The organism is Streptomyces sp. NPDC127108 (assembly GCF_042677545.1).
GTDB lineage: Bacteria > Actinomycetota > Actinomycetes > Streptomycetales > Streptomycetaceae > Streptomyces.
Genome location: NZ_JBHXTE010000004.1, coordinates 167,401 through 188,682, shown reverse-complemented (window position 1 = coordinate 188,682; position 21,282 = coordinate 167,401). Strand labels below are relative to the sequence as shown.

The window sequence follows — 21,282 nt, the reverse complement described above, 5'->3', positions numbered from 1 at the left end:
ATCAATTGAGGAACCACGACGGCGCCCCACCACATCCGCGAGAGCGGCGACGGTTTAGTCGCAAAGAAGGGCGTCGACGAACGCCTCGGGCTCGAACGGCGCCAGGTCGTCCGCGCCCTCGCCGAGGCCGATGAGCTTCACCGGCACGCCCAGCTCGCGCTGGACCGCGACCACGATGCCGCCCTTGGCGGTGCCGTCGAGCTTGGTGAGGACGATGCCGGTGATGTCGACGACCTCGGCGAAGACGCGGGCCTGCACCAGGCCGTTCTGGCCGGTGGTGGCGTCGAGGACGAGCAGGACCTCGTCCAGCGGCGCGTGCTTCTCGACGACGCGCTTGACCTTGCCGAGCTCGTCCATCAGGCCGGTCTTGGTGTGCAGGCGCCCGGCGGTGTCGATGAGGACGACGTCGGCGCCCTCGGCGATGCCCTCCTTGACCGAGTCGAAGGCGATCGACGCCGGGTCGCCGCCCTCGGGTCCGCGGACCGTGCGGGCGCCGACGCGCTCGCCCCAGGTCTGGAGCTGGTCGGCGGCGGCGGCACGGAAGGTGTCGGCGGCACCGAGGACGACCGAGCGGCCGTCGGCGACCAGGACGCGGGCGAGCTTGCCGGTGGTGGTGGTCTTGCCGGTGCCGTTGACGCCGACGACCATCACGATGGCCGGGGTCTCCAGGCCGGACTCGGTCTTCACGGTGCGGTCGAAGTCCGTGCCGACCAGGGCGAGGAGCTCCTCGCGGAGCAGGGCGCGCAGGTCCTCGGGGGTGCGCGTGCCGAGCACACGGACGCGCTCGCGCAGCCGCTCGACCAGCTCCTGGGTGGGGGCGACGCCGACGTCGGCGGTCAGGAGGGTGTCCTCGATCTCCTCCCAGGTGTCCTCGTCCAGGTGCTCGCGCGAGAGGAGCGTGAGCAGGCCCTTGCCGAGTGCGTTCTGGGAGCGCGAGAGGCGCGTGCGCAGGCGCACCAGGCGGCCCGCGGTGGGCTCGGGGGTCTCGATCTCGGGAGCCGGCGGGGCCGCGGGCTCCTCCGTCGTGACGGGTGCGGACGCCGAGGGCTCGGCGACCGGCAGGTCCACCTCCTCGATGGTGCGGCGCGCTTCGTCGCGCGGCGTCTCGGCCTCGTCGCCGACGTGCGGCTCGGCCGGAGGGGCGGTGATGGTGGGCGTCGCGGAGGGGGCCTTCGCCGCGGGCAGCTGCTTCTTCTTGCGGCTGCCGACGACGAGCCCGCCGATCGCACCGACCACGACCACGGCGATGACTACAGCAAGGATGACGATTTCCATAACTCACCCAGTATCAGTCATGGGCCCTCCGGGCAGGCCCCTTGTGTTTTCCTCCAAAGGACATAGGCCACTAGCCGCCATTACTCGGACTAAAGTACGATGGAAGAGGCTGCGTCAACGCGCGTAGAGTCCCATCTGCTGATTCACCCAGCTCACCCCCACCGGCCGGCGACGACGTCGACGCAAGCCGAGCGAGAGGCACGGAACCACCCCTCATGAGCACCACCGCCGAAACGGCCGAACACGAAGGCGCCCTGGAGACCCGAGGCCTTGAGCCCGTCCCGGACTCCGAGCGCCACGGCAGGACCCGCGAGCTGTTCCCCACCTGGGTCGCCGCCAACATCAGCGTTCTGCTCCTGACGATGGGCGCGGGCCTGATCGTCTCGAACGGCCTGAACTTCTGGCAGGTCCTGGTCGTCGCCCTGGTCTCCCCCGTCCTGAGCTACGGCCTGGTGGGCCTCGTCTCCATCGCGGGCAAGCGCGGCGGCTCCCCGGGCATGACGCTCTCGCGCGCGGTCTTCGGCCAGCGCGGCAACCTCTTCCCCGGCTCGCTGATCTGGGTCGCGCGCTGGGGCTGGGAGACGATCAACGCGGTCACGGGCGCGTACGCGATCCTCACGGTGCTCGACATCTGCTTCGGGGTGAAGCAGAACACCGCGCTGAAGGTCATCACGCTGCTCGGCTTCGTCGCCGCGACGTTCCTCATCTCGGGCCTCGGCCGCAAGGTCCTGCACGTGTGCAGCACCTGGTCGACGTACCTCTTCGGCGCGTTCAGCGTCCTGGTGCTCGTCTATCTCCTCACGGACACCGACTGGGGCCAGGTCTTCGACAAGCCCGCGGGCTCCACGGCGATGATGATCGCGGGCATCGGCACGATCGCCGCGGGCGGCATCAGCTGGGTGCCCACGGGCCCGGACTTCACCCGCTACCTGCCGCGCACGGCCCCGAACCGCCCGCTGGTCGGGCACGCCGTCGGCGGCGCGGCCATCGTCGTGGTGCCCATGGTCCTGATGGGCGCGGTCATGGCCGTCTCGCAGCCGAAGCTGTCCTCGGCCCAGGACCCGGTGGCCTTCCTCGGCGACCTGCTGCCGACCTGGATCGCGGTGCCGTACCTGATCATGGCCCTGATCGGCATGCTGCTGATCAACTCGATGTCGATGTACTCGGCGGGCTTCACCGCCATGACGCTCGGCATCAAGGTGCCGCGCGCGTGGGCGGTCAGCGTGAACGCGATCATCAGCCTGATCTTCGGCTACCTCCTGATGAACGTCGCCACCAGCTTCATGGGCTCCTTCATCTCCTTCCTGACGCTGCTCGCGGTCGCATTCTCCGCCTGGATCGGCGTGTTCGGCGTCGACATGTTCCGCAGGAAGACGTACGACGGCGAAGCGCTGATGGACACCAAGCGCACCAGCGCGTACTGGTACAAGGCGGGCTTCGCCTGGCAGGCCATGGCGGCCTGGGCGGTCGCGCTCGTCGTGGGCCTGCTCTTCACCAAGGTCGACTGGTTCAGCGGCCCGCTCGCCACCTCCTGGATCGGGCGCAACGGCCTCGGCTGGCTCGTCACGATCGTGGTCGCGGGCGCGCTGTACGCCCTGCTTCCGCGCCAGCCGCTCCCCGAGACGGCGACGGCGGCCGAGCCCGCTCCGGCCGCCGAGGCCAAGCCCGCCGCGGCCAAGGCGTGAGCACCTCCGACTCCCGCCCGCCCCTGGTCATCTGACACAGCGTCAGCTAACGTCCCCCTTCGCCGCACCCGGTCCGCTGCCCGCGGCTCGCCGTCCCGGTGAAGGGGGACGTTCCGCATGCCCGTCACAGTCGTACGTTTCAACCTCGTCGATCCCGCGGCCACCCCCGACACGCTCAGCGCCCGCTACCGGGCGGCCCTGGAGATGGCCGCGTACGCCGACGACCGCGGCGTGTCCACGATCCAGACCGAGGAGCACCACGGCGCCGCCAACAACTGGCTGCCCTCGCCGTTCGCCTTCGCGGGCGCCGTGTTCGGGGCGACGCGCCGGATCGCGGTGACCGTCTCGGCGGTCATCGGACCGCTGCACGATCCGCTGCGCCTGGCCGAGGACATCGCCGTGCTCGACCTGCTGAGCGGCGGCCGCCTCGTCACGGTCGCGGGGATCGGCTACCGGCCCGAGGAGTACGCGGCCTTCGGGGTCGAGTGGACCCGGCGCGGCAAGCTCCAGGACGAGCTTCTGGAGACCCTGCTCAAGGCCTGGACCGGCGAGGAGTTCAGCCACCGCGGCCGCACCGTGCGCGTCACCCCGCGCCCGCACACCCGGCCGCACCCGCTGCTCCTGGTCGGCGGCTCGTCACGGGCGGCGGCCCGCCGCGCCGCCCGGTTCGGCCTGCCGTTCTTCCCGAGCGCGCATCTGCCGGAACTGGAGGCGTACTACGACGAGAAGCGCGCCGAGTACGGCACCGAGGGCTGGACGATGATGCCCGCGGCCACGACCCCGCTGCTGCACCTCAGCGAGGACCCCGACCGCACCTGGGCCGCGTACGGCGAACACCTCCTGCACGAGGCCCGCACCTATGCCTCCTGGCAGTCCGGCGACATCCGCTCGGCGGTGCGCTCGGGGGCGACGACGGTCGAGGGACTGCGCGCCGAGGGCGTGTACCGGGTGCTCACGCCCGACGCGTGTGTGACGCTCGCGGAGTCCGGGGCGAACCTCGTCCTGCATCCGCTCGTCGGCGGGATGCCGGTGGACGAGGGGTGGCGGAGCCTGCGGCTGCTCGGCGAAAACGTACTGCCCCGGCTCAAGGACTGACCTTGCGGTCCTCGAGCCGGGGCAGCTTCCTCAAGAGGAGCGGGGCAGCGGGGTTTAGCCCATCTCCTCCAGGGTCTTGCCCTTCGTCTCCTTGACGAACTTGGCGACGAAGGGGATCGAGAGCGCGGCGAACGCGCCGTAGATGATGTACGAGCCGGTCAGGCTCCACTCGGACATGCTCGGGAAGGTCTTGGTGATCGCGAAGTTGGCGAGCCACTGCGCGGAGGCGGCCACACCGAGCGCGGCGGCGCGGATCCGGTTGGGGAAGATCTCGCCGAGCAGCACCCAGACCACCACGCCCCAGGACAGCGCGAAGAAGAGCACGAAGGCGTTGGCGGCGATGATCGCGGTCAGGCCCTGGCCCTGCGGCAGCGAGACGTCGTCGCCGGAGCCGGTCCGGTAGGAGAACGCCCAGGCCATGGTGAACAGGGCGATGGCCATACCGGCCGAGCCGATGAGGGCGAGCGGCTTGCGGCCGATCCTGTCGACGAAGATCATCGCGATGACCGTGCCGACGATGTTCACGATCGACGTCTCGAAGGAGTACAGGAACGAGCTGCTCGGGTCGTGTCCGATCGACTGCCAGAGCTGGTTCGAGTAGTAGAAGATCACGTTGATGCCGACGAGCTGCTGGAAGATCGACAGGAAGATGCCGATCCAGACGATCGGCAGGAAGCCGAACTTGCCGCCCAGCAGGTCCTTGAACGTCGACTTGTCCTCGCGGTGCATGGCCAGCTCGATCTCGGCGGCGCGCGCGTCCACGTCGACGGAAGTGCCCTCGACCTCGGCGAGCACCTTCTTGGCCTCGGCCTGACGGCCGACGGAGAGCAGGAAGCGCGGGGACTCGGGGATCACGAAGGACAGCAGGCCGTAGAGGACGGCCGGGACGACCATGACGCCGAGCATCCACTGCCAGGCCTCGAGGCCGGCCAGCTTGCCGCGCTGGTCGCCGTCGGCCATGTTCAGGATGCCCCAGTTGACGAGCTGGGAGACGGCGATGCCGACGACGATGGCGGCCTGCTGGAACGAGGCGAGGCGGCCGCGGTAGGCGGGCGGCGCGACCTCGGCGATGTAGGCCGGGCCGATCACGGAGGCCATGCCGATGCCGATGCCGCCGATGAAGCGCCACACGGTGAGGTCCCACGCGGCGAACGGCAGCGCGGAGCCGATGGCGCTGGCCGCGAAGAGGACCGAGGCGATCTGCATGCAGCGGATGCGGCCGATGCGGTCGGCGATACGGCCCGCGACGGCGGCACCGACGGCACAGCCGAGGAGGGCGGTGGCGATGATCCAGCCCAGCATGTCCGCGTTGACGTCGAACCGGTCCTGGATCGCGACGGTCGCGCCGTTGATCACCGAACTGTCGTAGCCGAACAGGAACCCACCCATCGCGGCGGCGGCCGTGATGAAGATGACATGGCCGAGATGGTCCGGATGGGCCTCCCTGGCCCCGGACTGCGGCGGCTGCGCTGTGCTGGTCACGTGTACTCCTCGGGCCACGGCTGCGTTGCCGGGGTGGGGGTGAGAGCTCTTCAAGTGGCGCATAACTTCACGTCACCCACCACCTGAAGGTAAAAGCAACGTTGCAGAGACTATGCCTTCAAGTTGCGAAGTCAATAGTTCGTTAACTGTGAATCTGAGCCACGCAAGACAACACCCCGTGTTCAAGTTCCGAACACGGGGTGGGCCACGGGAGTGAACCGGGCGATGACTAGCGCAGCCGCTGGCTGATCACCTTGGAGACGCCGTCACCCTGCATGGAAACGCCGTACAGCGCGTCCGCCACCTCCATCGTCCGCTTCTGGTGCGTGATCACGATGAGCTGCGAGGCCTCCTGCAGCTCCTGCATGATCCGGATGAGCCGCTGCAGGTTGGTGTCGTCGAGCGCCGCCTCGACCTCGTCCATCACGTAGAACGGGCTGGGCCGCGCCTTGAAGATCGACACGAGCAGCGCCACGGCCGTCAGGGACCGCTCGCCGCCGGAGAGCAGCGAGAGCCGCTTGACCTTCTTGCCGGGCGGCCGGGCCTCGACGTCGACGCCGGTGGTGAGCATGTTGTCGGGATCCGTCAGGATCAGCCGTCCCTCACCGCCCGGGAAGAGCCTGCTGAAGACCCCCTCGAACTCCCGCGCGGTGTCCCGGTAGGCCTCGGTGAAGACCTGCTCGACGCGCTCGTCGACCTCCTTCACCACCTGGAGGAGGTCGGCGCGGGTCTTCTTGAGGTCCTCCAGCTGCTCACTGAGGAACTTGTGGCGTTCCTCCAGGGCCGCGAACTCCTCAAGGGCCAGCGGGTTGACCTTTCCGAGCTGCTGGTACGCCCGTTCGGCTGACCTGAGGCGCTTCTCCTGCTCGGCGCGGACGTAGGCCACCGGCTTGTTGCGCGGGTGCTCCGGGTCCTCGGGCAGCTCCTCGCCCTCGGCGGCGGGCGAGGGCGGCACGAGCTGGTCGGGCCCGTACTCGGAGACGAGCCCCGCGGGTTCCACACCGAGTTCCTCCAGCGCCTTGGTCTCCAGCTGCTCGATCCGCAGCCGCTTCTCGGCGCCGAGTACCTCGCCCCGGTGGACTGAATCCGTCAACTTGTCCAGCTCGTCCTTCAGCTCGCGCCCCTGGTTCCGCTCGGCCACGAGATCCCGCTCCCGCACCTCCTTGGCGCGCTCGGCGGCGGCCCGCTCCTGCTCCGCGCGGACGAGGGAGACCTCGACGTGGGCGAGCAGTTGCCGGGCACCGGAGGCGACGGCCTCGGCGACGGCCGCCTCGTGGCGCAGCCGCGCCCTGCGCTGCTCGGCACGCGCGCGTGCCTCGCGTTCGGCGCGGGCGGCGCGGTCGAGGCCGTCGGCACGCCCGGCCAGGCCCTTGACCCGCTCCTCGTGCGTGCGCACCTGGAGCCGGGCCTCCATCTCCGTCTGGCGGGCGTTGGCGCCGTCGGCGGCGCGCCGGTCGCGCACGGCGGTGTCGGGCTCCTCGTCGGCCGGCGCCTCCTCGGCGACGGCGAGCCGCTCGGCCAGCTCCTCGACCTCCGCCCGCGCCCGCTCCAGGGCCTCCTCGGCCTTGGCGGCCGCGGCGGCCGACCGCTCCGCCTCACCGGCGGCGCCGCGCGCCTGTCCGGCGAGTGACCCGAGCCGCTGCGCGACGGCCGACTTCTCCCGGTCGGCGGCGCGCCGCCGCTCCCCCAGCTCGTCGACGAGCGCGGCACACTCCGCGCGCCGCTCCCCCGCCCGCTGCTGCGCCCCGGCCAGCTCCTCGCACCGCACGTCGAGGTCGGCCAGCTCGGCCGCCGCCTCGTCGACGGACGCCTGCACCTCCAGGAGACTCGGCGCGCCCGCGGACCCGCCGTGCGCGAAGTGCGCCCCGAGCAGATCGCCCTCGGCGGTGACCGCCGTCAGCTCCGGGCGCGCGTACACCAGGTCCTCGGCGTCCTCCAGCGACCCGACGACGACCACACCGCGCAGCAGCCTGCGGACGGCGGGCATCAACTCGTCGGGGCCGCGCACGAGTTCGGCGGCGTACGGAGGTCCTTCGGCGCGTGAACACGGGGGTACGTCGCCGAGGGCACCGTCCGTCGGGCCGGCACCGGTGGGCTCGGGCGCGGCGTCCGTGGAGCCCGCTCCGGCAGCACCGGAGGCACCGTCCCCGGCACCCCGGTCCCCGTCGGGCGCCCCCGCCAGCAGCAGCGCGGCCCGCCCCCCGTCCTGCTTGCGCAGCAGGCGGATCGCTTCTGCTGCCGATGCGGGCGTCGACACGGCGATGGCGTCCGCCGCCGCGCCGAACGCCGCCGCCACCGGCACCTCGAAGCCCGGTGCCACGCTGAGGAGTTCGGCGGCGGGGCCGAGCAGCCCGGTGAGCCGCTCCTGGGCGGCGAGCAGCGCACCCGAGCCGTCCTTGCGGCGCAGGCCGAGGGCGAGGGCGTCGTGCCGGGCGGCGACGGCGGCCCGCTTCCGCTCGGCCGCGGTGACCGCCTCGCGGGCCGCGGTCGCCTCGGCCTCGGCGTCGGCGAGGGCACGGCGGGCCTCCTCGTGCCGCTCCCCCAGCTCGGCGTCGCCCGCGTCCAGGCCGTCGACCTCGGCCTTGAGCTGTTCGTACTCCTCCTGGGCGGTGACGGCCCGCTCCTGTGCCTCGTCGCGGGCGAGCGCGAGCCGGTCGATCTCGGCCTGCGCGGACGCCGCCCGCGACCGGGCCGCGTTGACCTGGCCGCCGAGCCGCGCGAGCCCCTCGCGCCGGTCGGCGATGGCCCGCGCCACGTCCTTCAGGCGCCGCTCCTCGGCGGCCAGTTCGCGCTCCAGTTCGGCGCGGTGGGTGACGGTGTCGTCGAGGGCGTACTGCGCGGCTTCGAGGGCGGCTTCGAGCTCCGCCTCCTGTTCGCGGATGCGGGCGGCCTCGCGCTCCATGTCCTCGGGCTCGCGTCCGCGGCGCTCCTCGGCGGGCGCCGAGCGCGCGCTCTTGATCCGGGCGTCGGCGAGCGAGATCGTCCCGCGCACCCGCTCGGCCAGCTGCGACAGTTCGTACCAGGTCTGCTGGGCCCGCTGCAGCCGCGGGCTGAGCCGCCGCACCTCGTCCTCGAGGACCGCCTCGCGCTGGAGCGCGTTCTTCAACTCGGCCTCGGCGGTGTCCTTGCGGGCCTTGAGCGCGGCCTCGTCGGCGACCTCGGCGTTCAGTGCCTGCCGCATGCCCACGAGGTCGTCGGCGAGCAGCCGGAGGCGGGCGTCGCGCAGGTCGGCCTGGATGACGGCGGCACGGCGTGCGACGGCGGCCTGCCGTCCCAGGGGCTTGAGCTGGCGGCGCAGCTCGTCGGTGAGGTCCTGCACGCGCGCGAGGTTGGCCTGCATCGCGTCCAGCTTCCGCAGCGCCTTCTCCTTGCGCTTGCGGTGCTTGAGGACGCCGGCGGCCTCCTCGATGAAGGCACGGCGGCCCATGGGGTCGGCGTGCAGGACGGAGTCGAGCTGGCCCTGGCCGACGATGACGTGCATCTCGCGGCCGATGCCGGAGTCGGAGAGCAGTTCCTGGATGTCGAGCAGGCGGCAGGTGTCGCCGTTGATCTGGTACTCGCTGCCGCCGTTGCGGAACATGATCCGCGTGATGGTGACCTCGGCGTACTCGATCGGCAGGGCGCCGTCGGAGTTGTCGATGGTGAGGGACACCTCGGCGCGGCCGAGCGGGGGCCTGCCGGTCGTCCCGGCGAAGATGACGTCCTCCATCTTGCCGCCGCGCAGCGATTTGGCGCCCTGCTCGCCCATGACCCAGCTCAGCGCGTCCACGACGTTGGACTTGCCGGATCCGTTCGGTCCGACGACGCAGGTGATGCCCGGTTCGAATTTCAGCGTCGTCGCCGACGCGAAGGACTTGAAACCGCGCAGTGTCATGGCCTTGAGGTGCACGCCGCGTGACTCTACCTTTCTCCGTGAGTTCACCGAGGAACGTGCGAGCAGTTTCACGGCGGAAGGTGCAGGGCACATCAGGTGTAAGGCCCCACGGGGGGCAGGGCGACGGGCAAGGCCCGGGCGGCGGGAGCAGGCAAAGGGCCCGGGGGCGGGAGCGACAAAGAAAGAAGGGACGCCGAAGCGTCCCTTGCAGATCTCTCGGATCTATCGCGGATCTCCTGGATCTATTCGATCAAGCAGATCTCTCTTGTTCAGCGGCTTATGACGGGCGGCCTGACCACGCGTGGCAGGAAAGTCCGTTGCCGTGGGCTCGAAGTGGCGTGGGTCAGGTGAGCGCAGGCTCCGCCTGGGGTACGTCGATGCTCTCCAGGAGCGCGTCGTGAGAAGCGGCAGCCGCCAGCGTGTCGTTCTCAGCCTGGATCCTGACGAGCTCGGATTCCAGGTCCTGGACGCGCTGCTGAAGCCGTCGCATCTCGGCGAGGAGTCGCGGGTCGCTGCCGCCGACGTAACCGAGAAGCGCCTTTGCCATGATGGATGGTCCTCCACACTGAGTGACCGACCGAATCGGTGTGGGTCGTGAGGGAATCGCACCCGCGGTGCCTGGCACTCTTCTGTTCTTGCTGGGTGTTACTTGGCCGTTCTCACATGCCAAACAGCTAAGGTGCGCGGGGCTTCCAGAGTCTCACCAAAAAGTTTGACGGTCAACACGATCACGCCCCGTATTGACGGGCAACCCGGGGGCGCGCGGCCGTGGAACTACGGCGCTGCCTCTGCGGCGGGGCCCTGGGGGCGTCGAGATCATCCTTACCCGCGGAGCCTGCCACGGCAAGCCCTTCTTGGCAATCACCAGGTCTTTCCTGCCTCAGGCAGGTGCCACGGCCACACCCGCCGGGGCCCCGTCGGCCGGACCCGCGTCAGCGAATGGCGAACGACTCGTAGCCGCCCCGGGGCGTGTCCCAGATCTCAGTCACACCGTCGACGCGACCGGGAGTGTCGCCCGTGCGCAGCCAGTCGAGGAGCCGTTGGCAACGCTCGCGTGAACCCTCGGCGACCACTTGCACACGGCCGTCGTCGAGATTGAGAGCAAAGCCACTCACGGCTCCGATCTCCAGCGCCTTGGCCCGCGTGAACCAGCGGAAACCCACTCCCTGTACACGGCCGCGCACCCAGGCGGTGAGCCGGACTTCTTCGTTCATAAGGTGCACGCTAACCGGCCAATTGCTCAGTGAGCACATCGCCCCCTTGCGCCATCGCGTACAGTCGCGACTCGACGAGCCTCACCCGTATGGGTGAGTCACGTCAACGGTCAGAACGACGCACCGGGCACGTGCCGGACGTCAGGACGAAAGGCCAGGAGATGGGACGCCACCGACGCTCCGCCGCCGGCCGCGCCGCCACCGGCCGCGCCGATCATTCCCCCTATTCCGATCACCCCGAACTCCCCGCTCATTCCGATCATTCCGATCTTTCGGGTCTCTCCGGCCGAGCCGATCGAGCTGATCGATCCGGCGGTCTCACGGGATCCCCGGACGCTTCGAGTGCCGCCGGTTCCGGCTCTTATGAGAACCCTTCCGGCGCGTACGGCTTTTACCGGGGGCGCACGGAATACGGCGGATACGCGGGATCGGGAGGATTCGACGCGTCCTCGTCCGACGCCTATCTCTTCGGGACCCCGACCGCCGAGACGGCCGCGAGCGCCCTGCCCGGCGGGGAGGGCCGTCGGCGCGGGACGTCGCACCGGCGCAGGCGTCGCGCCTCCACGCCCGTGCGCACCGGACTGCTCGGCGTCTCCGCCGCCGTCGCGATGGGAGCCGTCGCGGTCGCCTCGGGCCTGGTGCCCGGCGGCGACACCTACTCACTGGGCGGTGGCGACACCCCCGGCGCGGTCCGGACCGCGGGCTCGCCCTCCGGACTCGACCCCCAGGGCGGCGACAACGGCTCCGCCGCGGGCGGCCGTGCCACCCCGGGCCCCGGCTCCGACACCTCCGCCCCGACCCCGTCGGAGTCGAGCGCCGAACCGTCGCGGAAGCCGTCCGGGAAGCCCTCGGCCACCCCGTCCAAGCCACAGGGCGACACCGGCGGCAAGGACGACCAGGAAGGCAAGGGCGACAAGGCCGAGAAGGGCAAGGGCGCCGACAAGGACCGCAAGGACCCCGGCAAGGGTTCCGGCGCGGGCGAGCCGGACAAGACCCCGGCGCCGAGCCGCACGACGCCCGAGAAGCCGAAGGCTCCGCCCGCCCCCGCCAAGCCGTCGGCCGACGAGACCGCGGCCGAGGCCGAGGTGCTCGCACTGGTCAACCAGGAGCGGGCCAACGTGGGCTGCCGACCGGTGACCGCCGACCCCGGGCTCGCCACGCTGGCCGGGGACTTCAGCGCCGACATGGCCGAGCGGGACTTCTTCGCGCACACCGACCCGGACGGCGCGACCCCGTGGGCCCGCGCCGAGAAGGCCGGCATCCAGGACCTGGGCGGCGAGAACATCGCCCGGGGCCAGGCGAACGCCCAGTCCGTCATGGACGCCTGGATGAACAGCCCCGGCCACCGCGCCAACATCCTCAACTGCGACTACAAGACCCTGGGCGTCGGCGCGCACTTCGCGCCGGGTGGCCCGTGGTGGACGCAGGACTTCGGCTTCTGAGCCACGGCTCCACCGCTCCGCCGACCCTCTGAGCGCCCCCGACGACCCCAACGGCCTCGGCGGCGCCCCTGGCGTCAGGCCGCGACGGCCGCGCGGCCCGCGGCGACGATCCGCGCGGTCTCGGTGACGCGGCGGCCGAGGTGCTCGGCCGTGGCGACGTCCGCCTTGTGCACGGCCTCCGGGCCCTCGTCGGAGTTGGTCTGGGCGGCGGCGCCGGCGAAGAAGCCGAGGCGGTTGAGGTCGTTCTCGGAGCCCTCGGTGGAGTTCCAGCCGGGGAGCAGGCCGAGGTTCACCCAGTGCATGCCCTGCTGGGCGGCGAGCGTCTGGAAGTACTGCAGGGTGTGCAGCTTGTCGCCGCTCTTGGACGCGGAGTTGGTGAAGCCCGCGGCGAGCTTGTCCTGCCAGGCTCGGGTGAACCAGCGCTTCGACGAGGCCTCCGCGAAGACGTGGAAGGCGCCCGAAGCGGTGCCCATGTAGGTGGGCGAGCCGAAGACGATGGCGTCCGCCGCGTCCAGGAGCTCCCACTGGGCCTCGGTGATCTCGTCGACCTTGATCAGGTGCGTGGTGGCACCGGCTTCCTCGGCACCGGCGCGGACGGCTTCCGCGACGACGGTGGTGTGGCCGAATCCGGAGTGGTAGGCGATGGCGACGACGGGGCTGGACATGGCGGAGGTACTCCTCGCTGGGGACGGGTGTGGGGAGGCGGCGGCTCGTGGACCGGCCGACAAACGAAAGGAAAGCACTAACTTATAGTTAGCGCAACCCGGTGGATAGCGCTGCGGGAGAGTACGCTGTGGGTATGGACTCCCTCGCGCGCCCCGAGAGCGCCGCCGACGCCGACGCGGATCTCGCCTACAACGTGTTCGCCCGCGCCTGCCCGTCGCGGACCACGCTGGAGCACGTCACGGGTCGCTGGGGCGCGCTCACGCTGGGCGCGCTGCACGACGGGACGTTCCGGTTCAACGAGCTGCGCCGCCGGGTCGACGGCGTGAGCGAGAAGATGCTGTCGCAGACGCTGCACGCGCTGGAGCGCGACGGCCTGGTGCACCGCGACGCGCAGCCGACGAACCCGCCGCGCGTGGACTACCGCCTCACTCCGCTGGGCGAGCAGATCGCCGAGCGTCTCCTGGCCCTGATCCACTTCGTGGAGGGCAACCAGGACGACGTGCTGGCGGCCCAGCGGCGCTACGACGACAGCCAGTCCGAGCGCTGAGCCGCTACGAGAGCCCCGGCGGGCGCGAACGCTACGACAGCCTCGGCGGGCGCTGGCAGCGCGGGCAGAAGTAGCTGGACCTGTTCATCCAGGGCCGCCGCCGCATCGGCGTCCCGCAGCGTCGGCAGGGCTCGTCCTCGCGGCCGTACGCGTCCAGGGAGCGGTCGAAGTAGCCCGACTCGCCGTTCACGTTGACGTAGAGGCTGTCGAAGCTGGTGCCGCCGACGGCGAGGGCCTCGTTCATCACGTCCCGTACGTGGCCGAGGAGTTCGGCGGTGCGGGGGCGGGTGAAGGTGGCCGTCGGGCGTTCGTAGTGCAGCCGGGTGCGCCACAGCGCCTCGTCGGCGTAGATGTTGCCGACGCCGCTGATCAGGGACTGGTTGAGCAGCGCGCGCTTGATGGTGCTGCGGCTGCTGCGCAGGGCCTGGTGGAAGGCCTCGTCGTCGAAGAGCGGGTCGAGCGGGTCGCGGGCGATGTGCGCGATGACGTCCGGCAGCCCGTCCGGGGTGTTCTCGTGCAGGGAGAGGCCGCCGAAGGTCCGCTGGTCGACGAAGCGCAGCTCGGTGCCCGCCGCGTCCGGGGCGGCGCCGCCGAGCTCGTCCGTGAAGCGCACCCGGATCCGCAAGTGCTTCTCGTCCGGCGTCTGTTGGGTCTTGACCAGGAGCTGGCCGCTCATGCCCAGGTGGGCGAGGACCGAGGTGTCGCTGTCCGCCAGCGGCAGCCACAGGTACTTGCCGCGCCGCAGGGGGGCGCCGAAGCGGTGGCCCTTGAGCCCGAGCACGAAGTCCTCGGCGCCCGCGAAGTGCCGCCGGACGGCGCGCGGGTGCAGGACCTCCACGTCGGCGACGGTTCTGCCGCCGACCCAGCGCTCGAGCCCGCGCCGGACGACCTCGACCTCGGGCAGTTCGGGCACGGGGGTCCTCCGGACGGGTGCGGGGTGGGGGCAGCGGCAGTTTATCGCTCGGCGTCCGCCGGGGCTGAGGTCCTTTCGGCGCTCCGCGCCTCGTCCTCAAACGCCGGACGGGCTGACATCAGCCCCACCGGCCGCGGAGACGGCGAACGGCTGGCATCGGCCCCTCGGCCGCGTAGTCGGCGAACAGCTGACATCAGCCCCTCGGCCGCGCAGACGGCGAACAGCTGAGGTCAGCCCAGTCGCAAAGACGGCGGAACGCCCGTCCCGAGGCCGGAGGTCGGCCTGGGGCGGGCGTTCTGTGCGCGTATGGCGCTCAAGCGGATTCAGCTTCGCCGAACGGCGAATCCGGCGGCGTCGAATCGGCTTCCGCCGCTTCCGCCGCCTTGGCCCGCTCGTCCGCCGCCGCGCGAATGGCGCGCCAAGCGGACTCCGCGGCCTGCTGCTCCGCTTCCTTTTTGCTGCGGCCGGTGCCGGTGCCGTACGAGACGCCTCCGACGCGGGCGGCAGCAGTAAAGGTCTTCTCGTGGTCCGGGCCGCTCTCCGAGACGAGGTACTCGGGCACGCCGAGGTTCTCCGTCGCGGTGAGCTCCTGGAGGCTGGTCTTCCAGTCCAGGCCCGCGCCGAGGTTCGAGGACTTCTCGATCAGCGGGTCGAAGAGCCGGTGCACCAGCTCGCTCGCCGCTTCCAGACCCCGGTCCAGATAGACCGCGCCGATCACCGCTTCCAGGGTGTCGGCGAGGATGGACGCCTTGTCCCGCCCGCCCGTGCCCTCTTCGCCCCGGCCGAGCCGGATGAAGGAGCCGAGTTCGAGCCCGCGGCCCACCTCCGCCAGCGCACGCGAGTTGACCACCGCGGCCCGCAACTTGGCCAGCTGGCCTTCGGGCAGGTCGGGGTGGGTGCGATACAGCGTGTCCGTGACCACCAGGCCGAGCACGGAGTCCCCGAGGAACTCCAGGCGCTCGTTGGTGGGCAGGCCGCCGTTCTCGTACGCGTACGAACGGTGGGTGAGCGCACGCACCAGAAGGGCGGACTCGAGCTGATACCCGAGCCGCCCTTCCAGAAGCGTGTGGGACGAGGCTGCGTTGTTGCTGTCTGCCTGCATTTTGGCGTCATCCGCCTTCTTTGGGCTAGACACAGCGCCTCTCACCAGCCGCTCAGACCTCGAGGACCTGGCGCTTGTTGTAGGTGCCGCAAGCGGGGCACGCGATGTGCTGCAGCTTGGGCTCCTGGCAACGCTCACACGAAACCAGGGTGGGGACCGCAGCCTTCCACTGCGACCGGCGGTGGCGCGTGTTGCTGCGCGACATCTTCCGCTTCGGAACAGCCACGGCTACTTCTCCTGCTTCTCGTCGACGTGCGCCGTGCGAGGCGCGTCGCCGCTCATCTCGTCCTTCTCGCCGTCCTGGATGGTGCCAGCGAGTCCTTGCAAAGCCGCCCAACGGATGTCGACGGCGTCATGGTGGTGGTCCGGGTCGTCCGCGAGCCGCACTCCGCACTCGGAGCACAGTCCCTCGCAGTCGTCCTGGCACACCGGCTGCATCGGCAGTGCGAGCACCACCGCGTCCCGCAGCACGGGCTCGAGGTCGAACATGCCGTCCTCGAGAAAAAGCCTGTCCTCGTCGTCCTCGGCGTCGTCGGCCGGTTCCGCGGTGCGGCCCCGGTCGTCGGCGTCAGGGTACGAGAACATCTCCTGGAAGTCCGCTTCGAGCGCGAGCTCGACCGGCTCCAGACACCTTACGCACTCCCCCTTGGCCGATGCACGGGCGGTGCCTGTGACAAGCACCCCTTCCATGACCGACTCCAGGCGGATGTCCAGCTCGACCGGGGCGCCGTCCGGCACTCCGATGACCCCTTCGACACCGAACGGAGCCGGCGAACCGGGGGCGTCGATGCTGCGGGTCACCCTCTGCATGGCACCGGGACGCCGACCCAGCTCGTGTGTGTCGAACACAAGCGGGTTGCGGTGGTCGAGGCGCGTGCTCAGGGCTTTTCCTGCTTTCGAATCCTGGGAGTTTGGCAAGGAGGCCACCGCGCCGAGGCCGCGATGTCGCGGTGTGAGCGGGCAGCTCGGATCGCGGACATACGCGCGACCGAAGAGCCAGGATACTGGACCTTTCGCTCTCGGCCCAATCGGCCGGCGCCCGGCCCCCGTGCCCGCGCCCGGCCCCGCCTAGCGCCCCTGCTCGTACTGGCGCAGCTGCTCCGCGCTGATCATGGTGGTGTCGAAGAGGCTGGTCTCGTCCAGCACGGCGGGCGCGGGGCTCTGCTGGCCGTAGCCCTGCGGCTGCGGCGACTGCGGGGCCTGCTGCTGGTTCGGGTCGTAGCCCTGCTGCTGGTACGCGTAGGGGTCCTGCTGGTACGCGTACGGATCCTGCTGGCCGTACCCCTGCTGGTACGCGTACGGATCCTGGCCGCCGTACGGGGCCTGCCCGCCGTACTGGTCCCCGCTCTGGGCGTAGGGATCCTGGGCGGCCTGCGCGTACTGGTCCTGGGCCGGCTGTCCGTACTGGTCCTGCTGGTACGCGTACGGGTCCGGCTCGTGCTGGGGCGGCGCGGGCGCGTACGGCTGCTGTGCCGGGATCGGCGGGGCCTGGGGCGGGGCCTGCGGGGCGGTCTGGCGCGCGGGGCGGTCCGGGGTCTCGGCCAGGTCCGCCAGATAGTCCGCATCGGAGCTGTGCTTCTTGGCGGCGGCCTCGCCCAACTCGCTGAGCTCGTCGGCGGGGGCGCGGCCGTGCAGGGTCTGACGGCCGCGGCCCACGGCCTCCAGGGTCTTGGCGAGGACGGCCTCGAAGGCGCCGAGCTTCACGTCCACGTACACGTCGGCGTTGCGGCGCAGGGTGTCCGGGTCGTGGCTGCGCTCGGGGGCGTCCTCGTCCTCGTAGCCCTGCTCGTCGACTCCGGGGCCGGTGCCGAGGAGCTTCTCGCGGCCGCGGCCCACGGAGCCGAGGGTCTTGGTGAGGACGACCTCGAAGTTGGCGAGCTTGCTGTCCACGTAGTCGTCCGCCTCCTGGCGGACCTCCGTGGCCTCCTGCCGGGCCTCGGCGAGGATGCGGTCGGCCTCCGCCTGGGAGCGGCGCGCGACCTCCGTGTCGGAGATCAGCGAGCCGCGCTCGGCGTGCGCGCCCTCGATGATCCGCTCGGCCTCCTGGCGGGCCTGCTCGACCAGCTGCTCCCGGCCGCCGATCAGCTCCTGGGCCTGGGCGAGGGAGCCCGGCAGGGCCTGGCGCACCTCTTCGAGCAGCGCCAGGAGCTCGGCGCGATTGACCACGCACGAGGCGGACATCGGCATGGACTTGGCGCTGCCGACCGTCTCGACGATCTGGTCGATCTTCTTCTGCACGTCCACCGCGGGCTCGCCACTCTCTACAGCTGGTTGGGAGACGGACGGGACGACTGTAGCCCCTGATCAGCCCTTGGCGAGGCGCTTGTTGAGGCCTTCGAGCACGACCGGGGGAACCAGGTGCGCGATGTCGCCACCCCAGGACGCGACCTCCTTGACCAGCGAGGAGGACAGGAAGCTGTAGGCGGGGTTGGTGGGCACGAACAGCGTCTCGACACCCGTGAGACCGTTGTTCATCTGGGCCATCTGGAGTTCGTAGTCGAAGTCGCTGACCGCGCGCAGGCCCTTGACGATGGCCGGAATGTCGCGTTCCTTGCAGAAGTCGACCAACAGCCCCTGGAACGACTCGACTTCCACGTTGCCGAACTCTGCGGTGACCTGGCGGATCAGCTCGATCCGCTCGTCGATCTCGAACAGGCCCTTCTTGGACTTGTTGATCATCACCGCGACGTGCACGACGTCGTACAGCTTGGAGGCGCGGGCGATGATGTCGAGGTGCCCATTGGTGATGGGGTCGAACGACCCCGGACAGACGGCGCGGCGCAACGGAAGTCCCTCGCTCTCCGGTCGGTTCATGGCGCGATCTCTGGCTCTTGGTACGAAGAGGCGGCGCGACCGTACCAAAACGTTCCCTCGCCGTAGCGACGTGACCTCAGTGCCTCGAAGCCGTCCGGCCAGCCGAATTCTCCGCCTCTCGTACTGCGTTCAACGGTGACGAGCGCGTCGTCCGTGAGCCACCCTCCCGAGCGGAGTGTGAGCAGGATCTCCCGAAGATCGTCATCGCCGACCGCGTAAGGGGGGTCGAGAAACACCAGGTCATAGGGGGTGGCAGGGGTTGACTCGCGGATGACCTGGGCCGCTTTGCCCGCCCTGGCCTCGGCGCCCGGCAGGCCGAGCGACTTGATGTTCTCGCGGATGGTGCGCGCGGCGCGGGCGTCGGCCTCGACGAGCAGGGCGTGTGCGGCACCGCGGGACAGGGCTTCCAGGCCGACGGCGCCGGAGCCCGCGTACAGGTCGAGGACGCGGGCGCCGTCGAGGGTGCCCTGGAAGGCCTGCCAGGTGGAGAACAGGCCCTCGCGGGCGCGGTCCGATGTGGGCCGGGTGCCGTTCCCCGGCGGGACGGCGAGGCGGCGTCCGCCGGCCACACCGGCGATCACGCGGGTCATAGGGTCTCTGCGTCCTTCGGCTGGGGGTGGGACTTGCTCTCACGATATGCCGTGCGGGCGCGTCAGCCCTTGTCAGCCCTTGTCGAGGTACTGCTCGCGTTCCGCGTCCAGGAGCGCGTCCAGGGCGGTGCGCAGCTCGGGCAGGTGCTCCAGGTCGGGGTCGCGGGAGACCACGGCGGTCGCCTCCTCGCGGGCCGCGGCGATGATCTCCTCGTCGTCGATGACGGCGAGCATGCGCAGCGAGGAGCGGACGCCGGACTGGGCCTGGCCGAGCACGTCGCCCTCGCGGCGCTGCTCCAGGTCGATGCGGGAGAGCTCGAAGCCGTCGAGCGTGGCCGCCACGGCGTTCAGCCGGGAGCGGGCGGGGCTCGCCTCCGGCATGTCGGTGACCAGGAGGCACAGGCCTGGCGCGGAGCCGCGGCCGACGCGGCCGCGGAGCTGGTGCAGCTGCGAGACGCCGAAGCGGTCGGCGTCCATGATCACCATGGCGGTGGCGTTCGGGACGTTCACCCCCACCTCGACCACCGTCGTGGCGACCAGGACGTGCGTCTCGCCCGCGGCGAAGCGGCGCATCACCGCGTCCTTGTCGTCGGGCTGCATGCGGCCGTGCAGGACCTCGACCACGAGGCCGCGCAGGGGGCCGTGGGCCAGCTCCTCGGCGACGTCGAGGACGGCGAGCGGGGGCCGCTTCTCGGCATCGTCCGCCGCGGACTCCTTGGCCTCTTTCTTGGTCTCCTGCTTGGTCTCCTGCTTCCCCTTCTTGCCCTTCTTGGGCTCGTCCGTGCCCTCGTCGTCCAGGTCGCCGATGCGGGGACAGACCACGTACGCCTGGTGGCCGTTCTCCACCTCCTCGCGCACGCGCTCCCACGCGCGGGCGAGGAAGTGCGGCTTGTCCTGCGACGGGACGACGTGCGTGGAGATCGGCGAGCGGCCCGCGGGCAGCTGGTCGAGGACGGAGGTCTCCAGGTCGCCGAAGACCGTCATCGCGACCGTGCGCGGAATGGGGGTCGCCGTCATGACGAGGAGGTGGGGCGGCTGCTTGCCCTTGCCGCGCAGGGCGTCGCGCTGCTCCACGCCGAAGCGGTGCTGCTCGTCGACCACGACCAGGCCGAGGTCGTGGAACTGCACCTTGTCCTCGATCAGCGCGTGCGTCCCGATGACGATGCCCGCCTCGCCCGTGGCCAGGTCGAGCAGGGCCTGACGGCGGGCGGCCGTGCCCATGGAGCCGGTGAGCAGCGTGACCTTCGTGGCGTGCTCGGCTCCCCCGAGCATGCCGCCTTCCGCCAGCTCGCCCATCATCTCGGTGATCGAGCGGTGGTGCTGCTGGGCCAGGACCTCGGTCGGCGCGAGCATCGCGGCCTGACCACCCGCGTCGACGACGGCGAGCATGGCGCGCAGGGCCACCATGGTCTTCCCGGAACCGACCTCTCCCTGGAGGAGGCGGTGCATGGGGTGCTCGGTGGCCAGGTCGTCGAAGATCTCCTTGGAGACCGTGCGCTGGCCGTCGGTCAGGGTGAAGGGCAGCTTGGCGTCGAAGGCCTCCAGGAGGCCGTCCGGGCGCGGTCTGCGGGCCACCGCCGGGAGCTGGGCGTCCGCGAACCGGCGCCGGGCCAGGGCGACCTGGAGCACGAACGCCTCGTCCCACTTCAGCCGGTCCCTGGCGGTGGCGATGTCCGCCTTCGCGTGCGGACGGTGGATCTTCAGGAGGGCCTCGGGGAGCGGGATCAGGCCGCGGCCCTCGCGCAGGGTGGGCGGCAGCGGGTCCAGGGCCTCCTGGGCGCTGGGCAGGACCGCGTCGACGGACTTGGCGATCTTCCAGGACTCCAGCTTGGCGGTGGCCGGGTAGATCGGGATGAGGGCTCCGGCCCAGGAGTCCACCGCGTCCGCGGCCGAGTCGCCGTCCCCCCGCAGCAGTTCGTACGCCGGGTGGGCCAGCTGCATCTTGCGGTTGAAGACGGAGACCTTGCCCGCGAACATCGCGCGCGTGCCCGGCAGCAGGTCCTTGTGCGGCTTGTGGATGCCGCGGCCGAAGAAGACCAGCTGGAGCTGGCCGCTGCCGTCCGTGATGGTCACCTCCAGGCGCTGGCCGCTGCCGCCGTTGAACCGCAGCACGCGGGCCGTTGCCACTTGGGCTACGACGGTGACGTGCTCGTCCAGCGGGAGGTCGGAGAGGCGGGTCAGCTCGCCCCGCTCCGCGTATCTCCGGGGGTAGTGGTGCAGGAGGTCTCCGACCGTGTGCAGGCCGAGGTGCTCGGCCATCACCTTCGCGGTGGCCTGGCCGAGCGCGTTCTTCAATGGTTCCTGGAGCGCGAGCACGAGATCCATTGCACACCACGGCACTGACATTTGGGGGCAGGGGGGCGGGGCCCTCGCGGGGCGCCCCAGTCCCACCCCTTCTCCGAAACCGGGGCTCCGCCCCTGGACCCCGGGGGTGGGTGTCCCCTTCGGGTGAGACGGTCCACCCCCGATCGGCGCTCCGCGCCTCGGGGGAAAACACAGCGCGGAGTCCGGGTGGTTTGGGTTGGCGTGCTGGGGGTCAGGGCCACGCCCCGCGTACGTCACCACGTAGGAAAACACGACGAG

At 71.0% G+C, this 21,282-nt stretch carries 18 protein-coding genes; 4 read left to right on the top strand and 14 right to left on the bottom strand.

The window, feature by feature from the left end:
- Positions 1 to 54: 54 nt before the first annotated feature.
- The gene (gene ftsY, locus ACFVHO_RS05440; protein ID WP_385710472.1) at positions 55 to 1,275 is read right to left on the bottom strand and encodes a signal recognition particle-docking protein FtsY; all 1,221 of its coding nucleotides are present in this window, start codon (positions 1,273 to 1,275) and stop codon (positions 55 to 57) included.
- Positions 1,276 to 1,490: 215 nt separating this feature from the next.
- Here ftsY and ACFVHO_RS05435 point away from each other — a divergent pair, with 215 nt between their 5' ends.
- Complete coding sequence (locus ACFVHO_RS05435) at positions 1,491 to 2,960, top strand: purine-cytosine permease family protein (RefSeq protein WP_385710470.1); 1,470 nt, start codon at positions 1,491 to 1,493, stop codon at positions 2,958 to 2,960.
- Positions 2,961 to 3,077: 117 nt separating this feature from the next.
- Entirely contained in the window at positions 3,078 to 4,055 is a 978-nt protein-coding gene (locus tag ACFVHO_RS05430; RefSeq protein WP_385710468.1) for an LLM class flavin-dependent oxidoreductase, read from the top strand.
- A 54-nt stretch (positions 4,056 to 4,109) separates the two neighbouring features.
- On the opposite strand, the gene ACFVHO_RS05425 is transcribed toward ACFVHO_RS05430, so the two are convergent.
- From ACFVHO_RS05425 to ACFVHO_RS05410, 4 genes are all read right to left on the bottom strand, one after another.
- A complete protein-coding gene (locus ACFVHO_RS05425; protein WP_385710466.1) occupies positions 4,110 to 5,537 on the bottom strand; it encodes a sugar porter family MFS transporter in 1,428 nt (475 codons plus the stop codon).
- Positions 5,538 to 5,766: 229 nt separating this feature from the next.
- A complete protein-coding gene (locus tag ACFVHO_RS05420) occupies positions 5,767 to 9,426 on the bottom strand; it encodes an AAA family ATPase (RefSeq protein WP_385710464.1) in 3,660 nt (1,219 codons plus the stop codon).
- 328 nt (positions 9,427 to 9,754) lie between these two features.
- Positions 9,755 to 9,958, bottom strand: coding sequence for a hypothetical protein (locus tag ACFVHO_RS05415; protein ID WP_030361962.1), 204 nt, complete (start codon positions 9,956 to 9,958; stop codon positions 9,755 to 9,757).
- Between the two features lie 385 nt (positions 9,959 to 10,343).
- Positions 10,344 to 10,625, bottom strand: coding sequence for an acylphosphatase (locus ACFVHO_RS05410; protein WP_385710462.1), 282 nt, complete (start codon positions 10,623 to 10,625; stop codon positions 10,344 to 10,346).
- 569 nt (positions 10,626 to 11,194) lie between these two features.
- Here ACFVHO_RS05410 and ACFVHO_RS05405 point away from each other — a divergent pair.
- Positions 11,195 to 12,067, top strand: a complete 873-nt coding sequence (locus tag ACFVHO_RS05405; RefSeq protein ID WP_385710460.1) for a CAP domain-containing protein — start codon at positions 11,195 to 11,197, stop codon at positions 12,065 to 12,067.
- 74 nt (positions 12,068 to 12,141) lie between these two features.
- Here ACFVHO_RS05405 and ACFVHO_RS05400 read toward each other — a convergent pair whose 3' ends face one another.
- Entirely contained in the window at positions 12,142 to 12,732 is a 591-nt protein-coding gene (locus ACFVHO_RS05400; protein WP_385710458.1) for a flavodoxin family protein, read from the bottom strand.
- Positions 12,733 to 12,866: 134 nt separating this feature from the next.
- On the opposite strand from ACFVHO_RS05400, the gene ACFVHO_RS05395 reads away from it, so the two are divergent.
- Positions 12,867 to 13,280: a winged helix-turn-helix transcriptional regulator gene (locus ACFVHO_RS05395; protein ID WP_385710456.1), complete on the top strand. Its 414-nt coding sequence runs from the start codon at positions 12,867 to 12,869 to the stop codon at positions 13,278 to 13,280.
- A gap of 31 nt (positions 13,281 to 13,311) precedes the next feature.
- Here ACFVHO_RS05395 and mutM read toward each other — a convergent pair whose 3' ends face one another.
- From mutM to recG, 8 genes are all read right to left on the bottom strand, one after another.
- Positions 13,312 to 14,193, bottom strand: coding sequence for a bifunctional DNA-formamidopyrimidine glycosylase/DNA-(apurinic or apyrimidinic site) lyase (mutM, locus tag ACFVHO_RS05390; protein ID WP_385710454.1), 882 nt, complete (start codon positions 14,191 to 14,193; stop codon positions 13,312 to 13,314).
- A 313-nt stretch (positions 14,194 to 14,506) separates the two neighbouring features.
- Positions 14,507 to 15,340, bottom strand: coding sequence for a ribonuclease III (gene rnc / locus ACFVHO_RS05385; RefSeq protein ID WP_385710452.1), 834 nt, complete (start codon positions 15,338 to 15,340; stop codon positions 14,507 to 14,509).
- 7 nt (positions 15,341 to 15,347) lie between these two features.
- Positions 15,348 to 15,521: a 50S ribosomal protein L32 gene (gene rpmF / locus ACFVHO_RS05380; protein ID WP_030361955.1), complete on the bottom strand. Its 174-nt coding sequence runs from the start codon at positions 15,519 to 15,521 to the stop codon at positions 15,348 to 15,350.
- 2 nt (positions 15,522 to 15,523) lie between these two features.
- The gene (locus ACFVHO_RS05375) at positions 15,524 to 16,213 is read right to left on the bottom strand and encodes a YceD family protein (RefSeq protein ID WP_385710450.1); all 690 of its coding nucleotides are present in this window, start codon (positions 16,211 to 16,213) and stop codon (positions 15,524 to 15,526) included.
- Between the two features lie 150 nt (positions 16,214 to 16,363).
- Positions 16,364 to 17,539: an ATP synthase F0 subunit B gene (locus tag ACFVHO_RS05370; RefSeq protein ID WP_385710448.1), complete on the bottom strand. Its 1,176-nt coding sequence runs from the start codon at positions 17,537 to 17,539 to the stop codon at positions 16,364 to 16,366.
- 60 nt (positions 17,540 to 17,599) lie between these two features.
- Entirely contained in the window at positions 17,600 to 18,079 is a 480-nt protein-coding gene (gene coaD / locus ACFVHO_RS05365; protein ID WP_193560590.1) for a pantetheine-phosphate adenylyltransferase, read from the bottom strand.
- A gap of 26 nt (positions 18,080 to 18,105) precedes the next feature.
- Positions 18,106 to 18,699: a 16S rRNA (guanine(966)-N(2))-methyltransferase RsmD gene (gene rsmD / locus ACFVHO_RS05360; RefSeq protein ID WP_385710446.1), complete on the bottom strand. Its 594-nt coding sequence runs from the start codon at positions 18,697 to 18,699 to the stop codon at positions 18,106 to 18,108.
- A 72-nt stretch (positions 18,700 to 18,771) separates the two neighbouring features.
- Positions 18,772 to 21,024: an ATP-dependent DNA helicase RecG gene (gene recG, locus ACFVHO_RS05355; RefSeq protein WP_385710444.1), complete on the bottom strand. Its 2,253-nt coding sequence runs from the start codon at positions 21,022 to 21,024 to the stop codon at positions 18,772 to 18,774.
- Positions 21,025 to 21,282 lie beyond the last annotated feature (258 nt).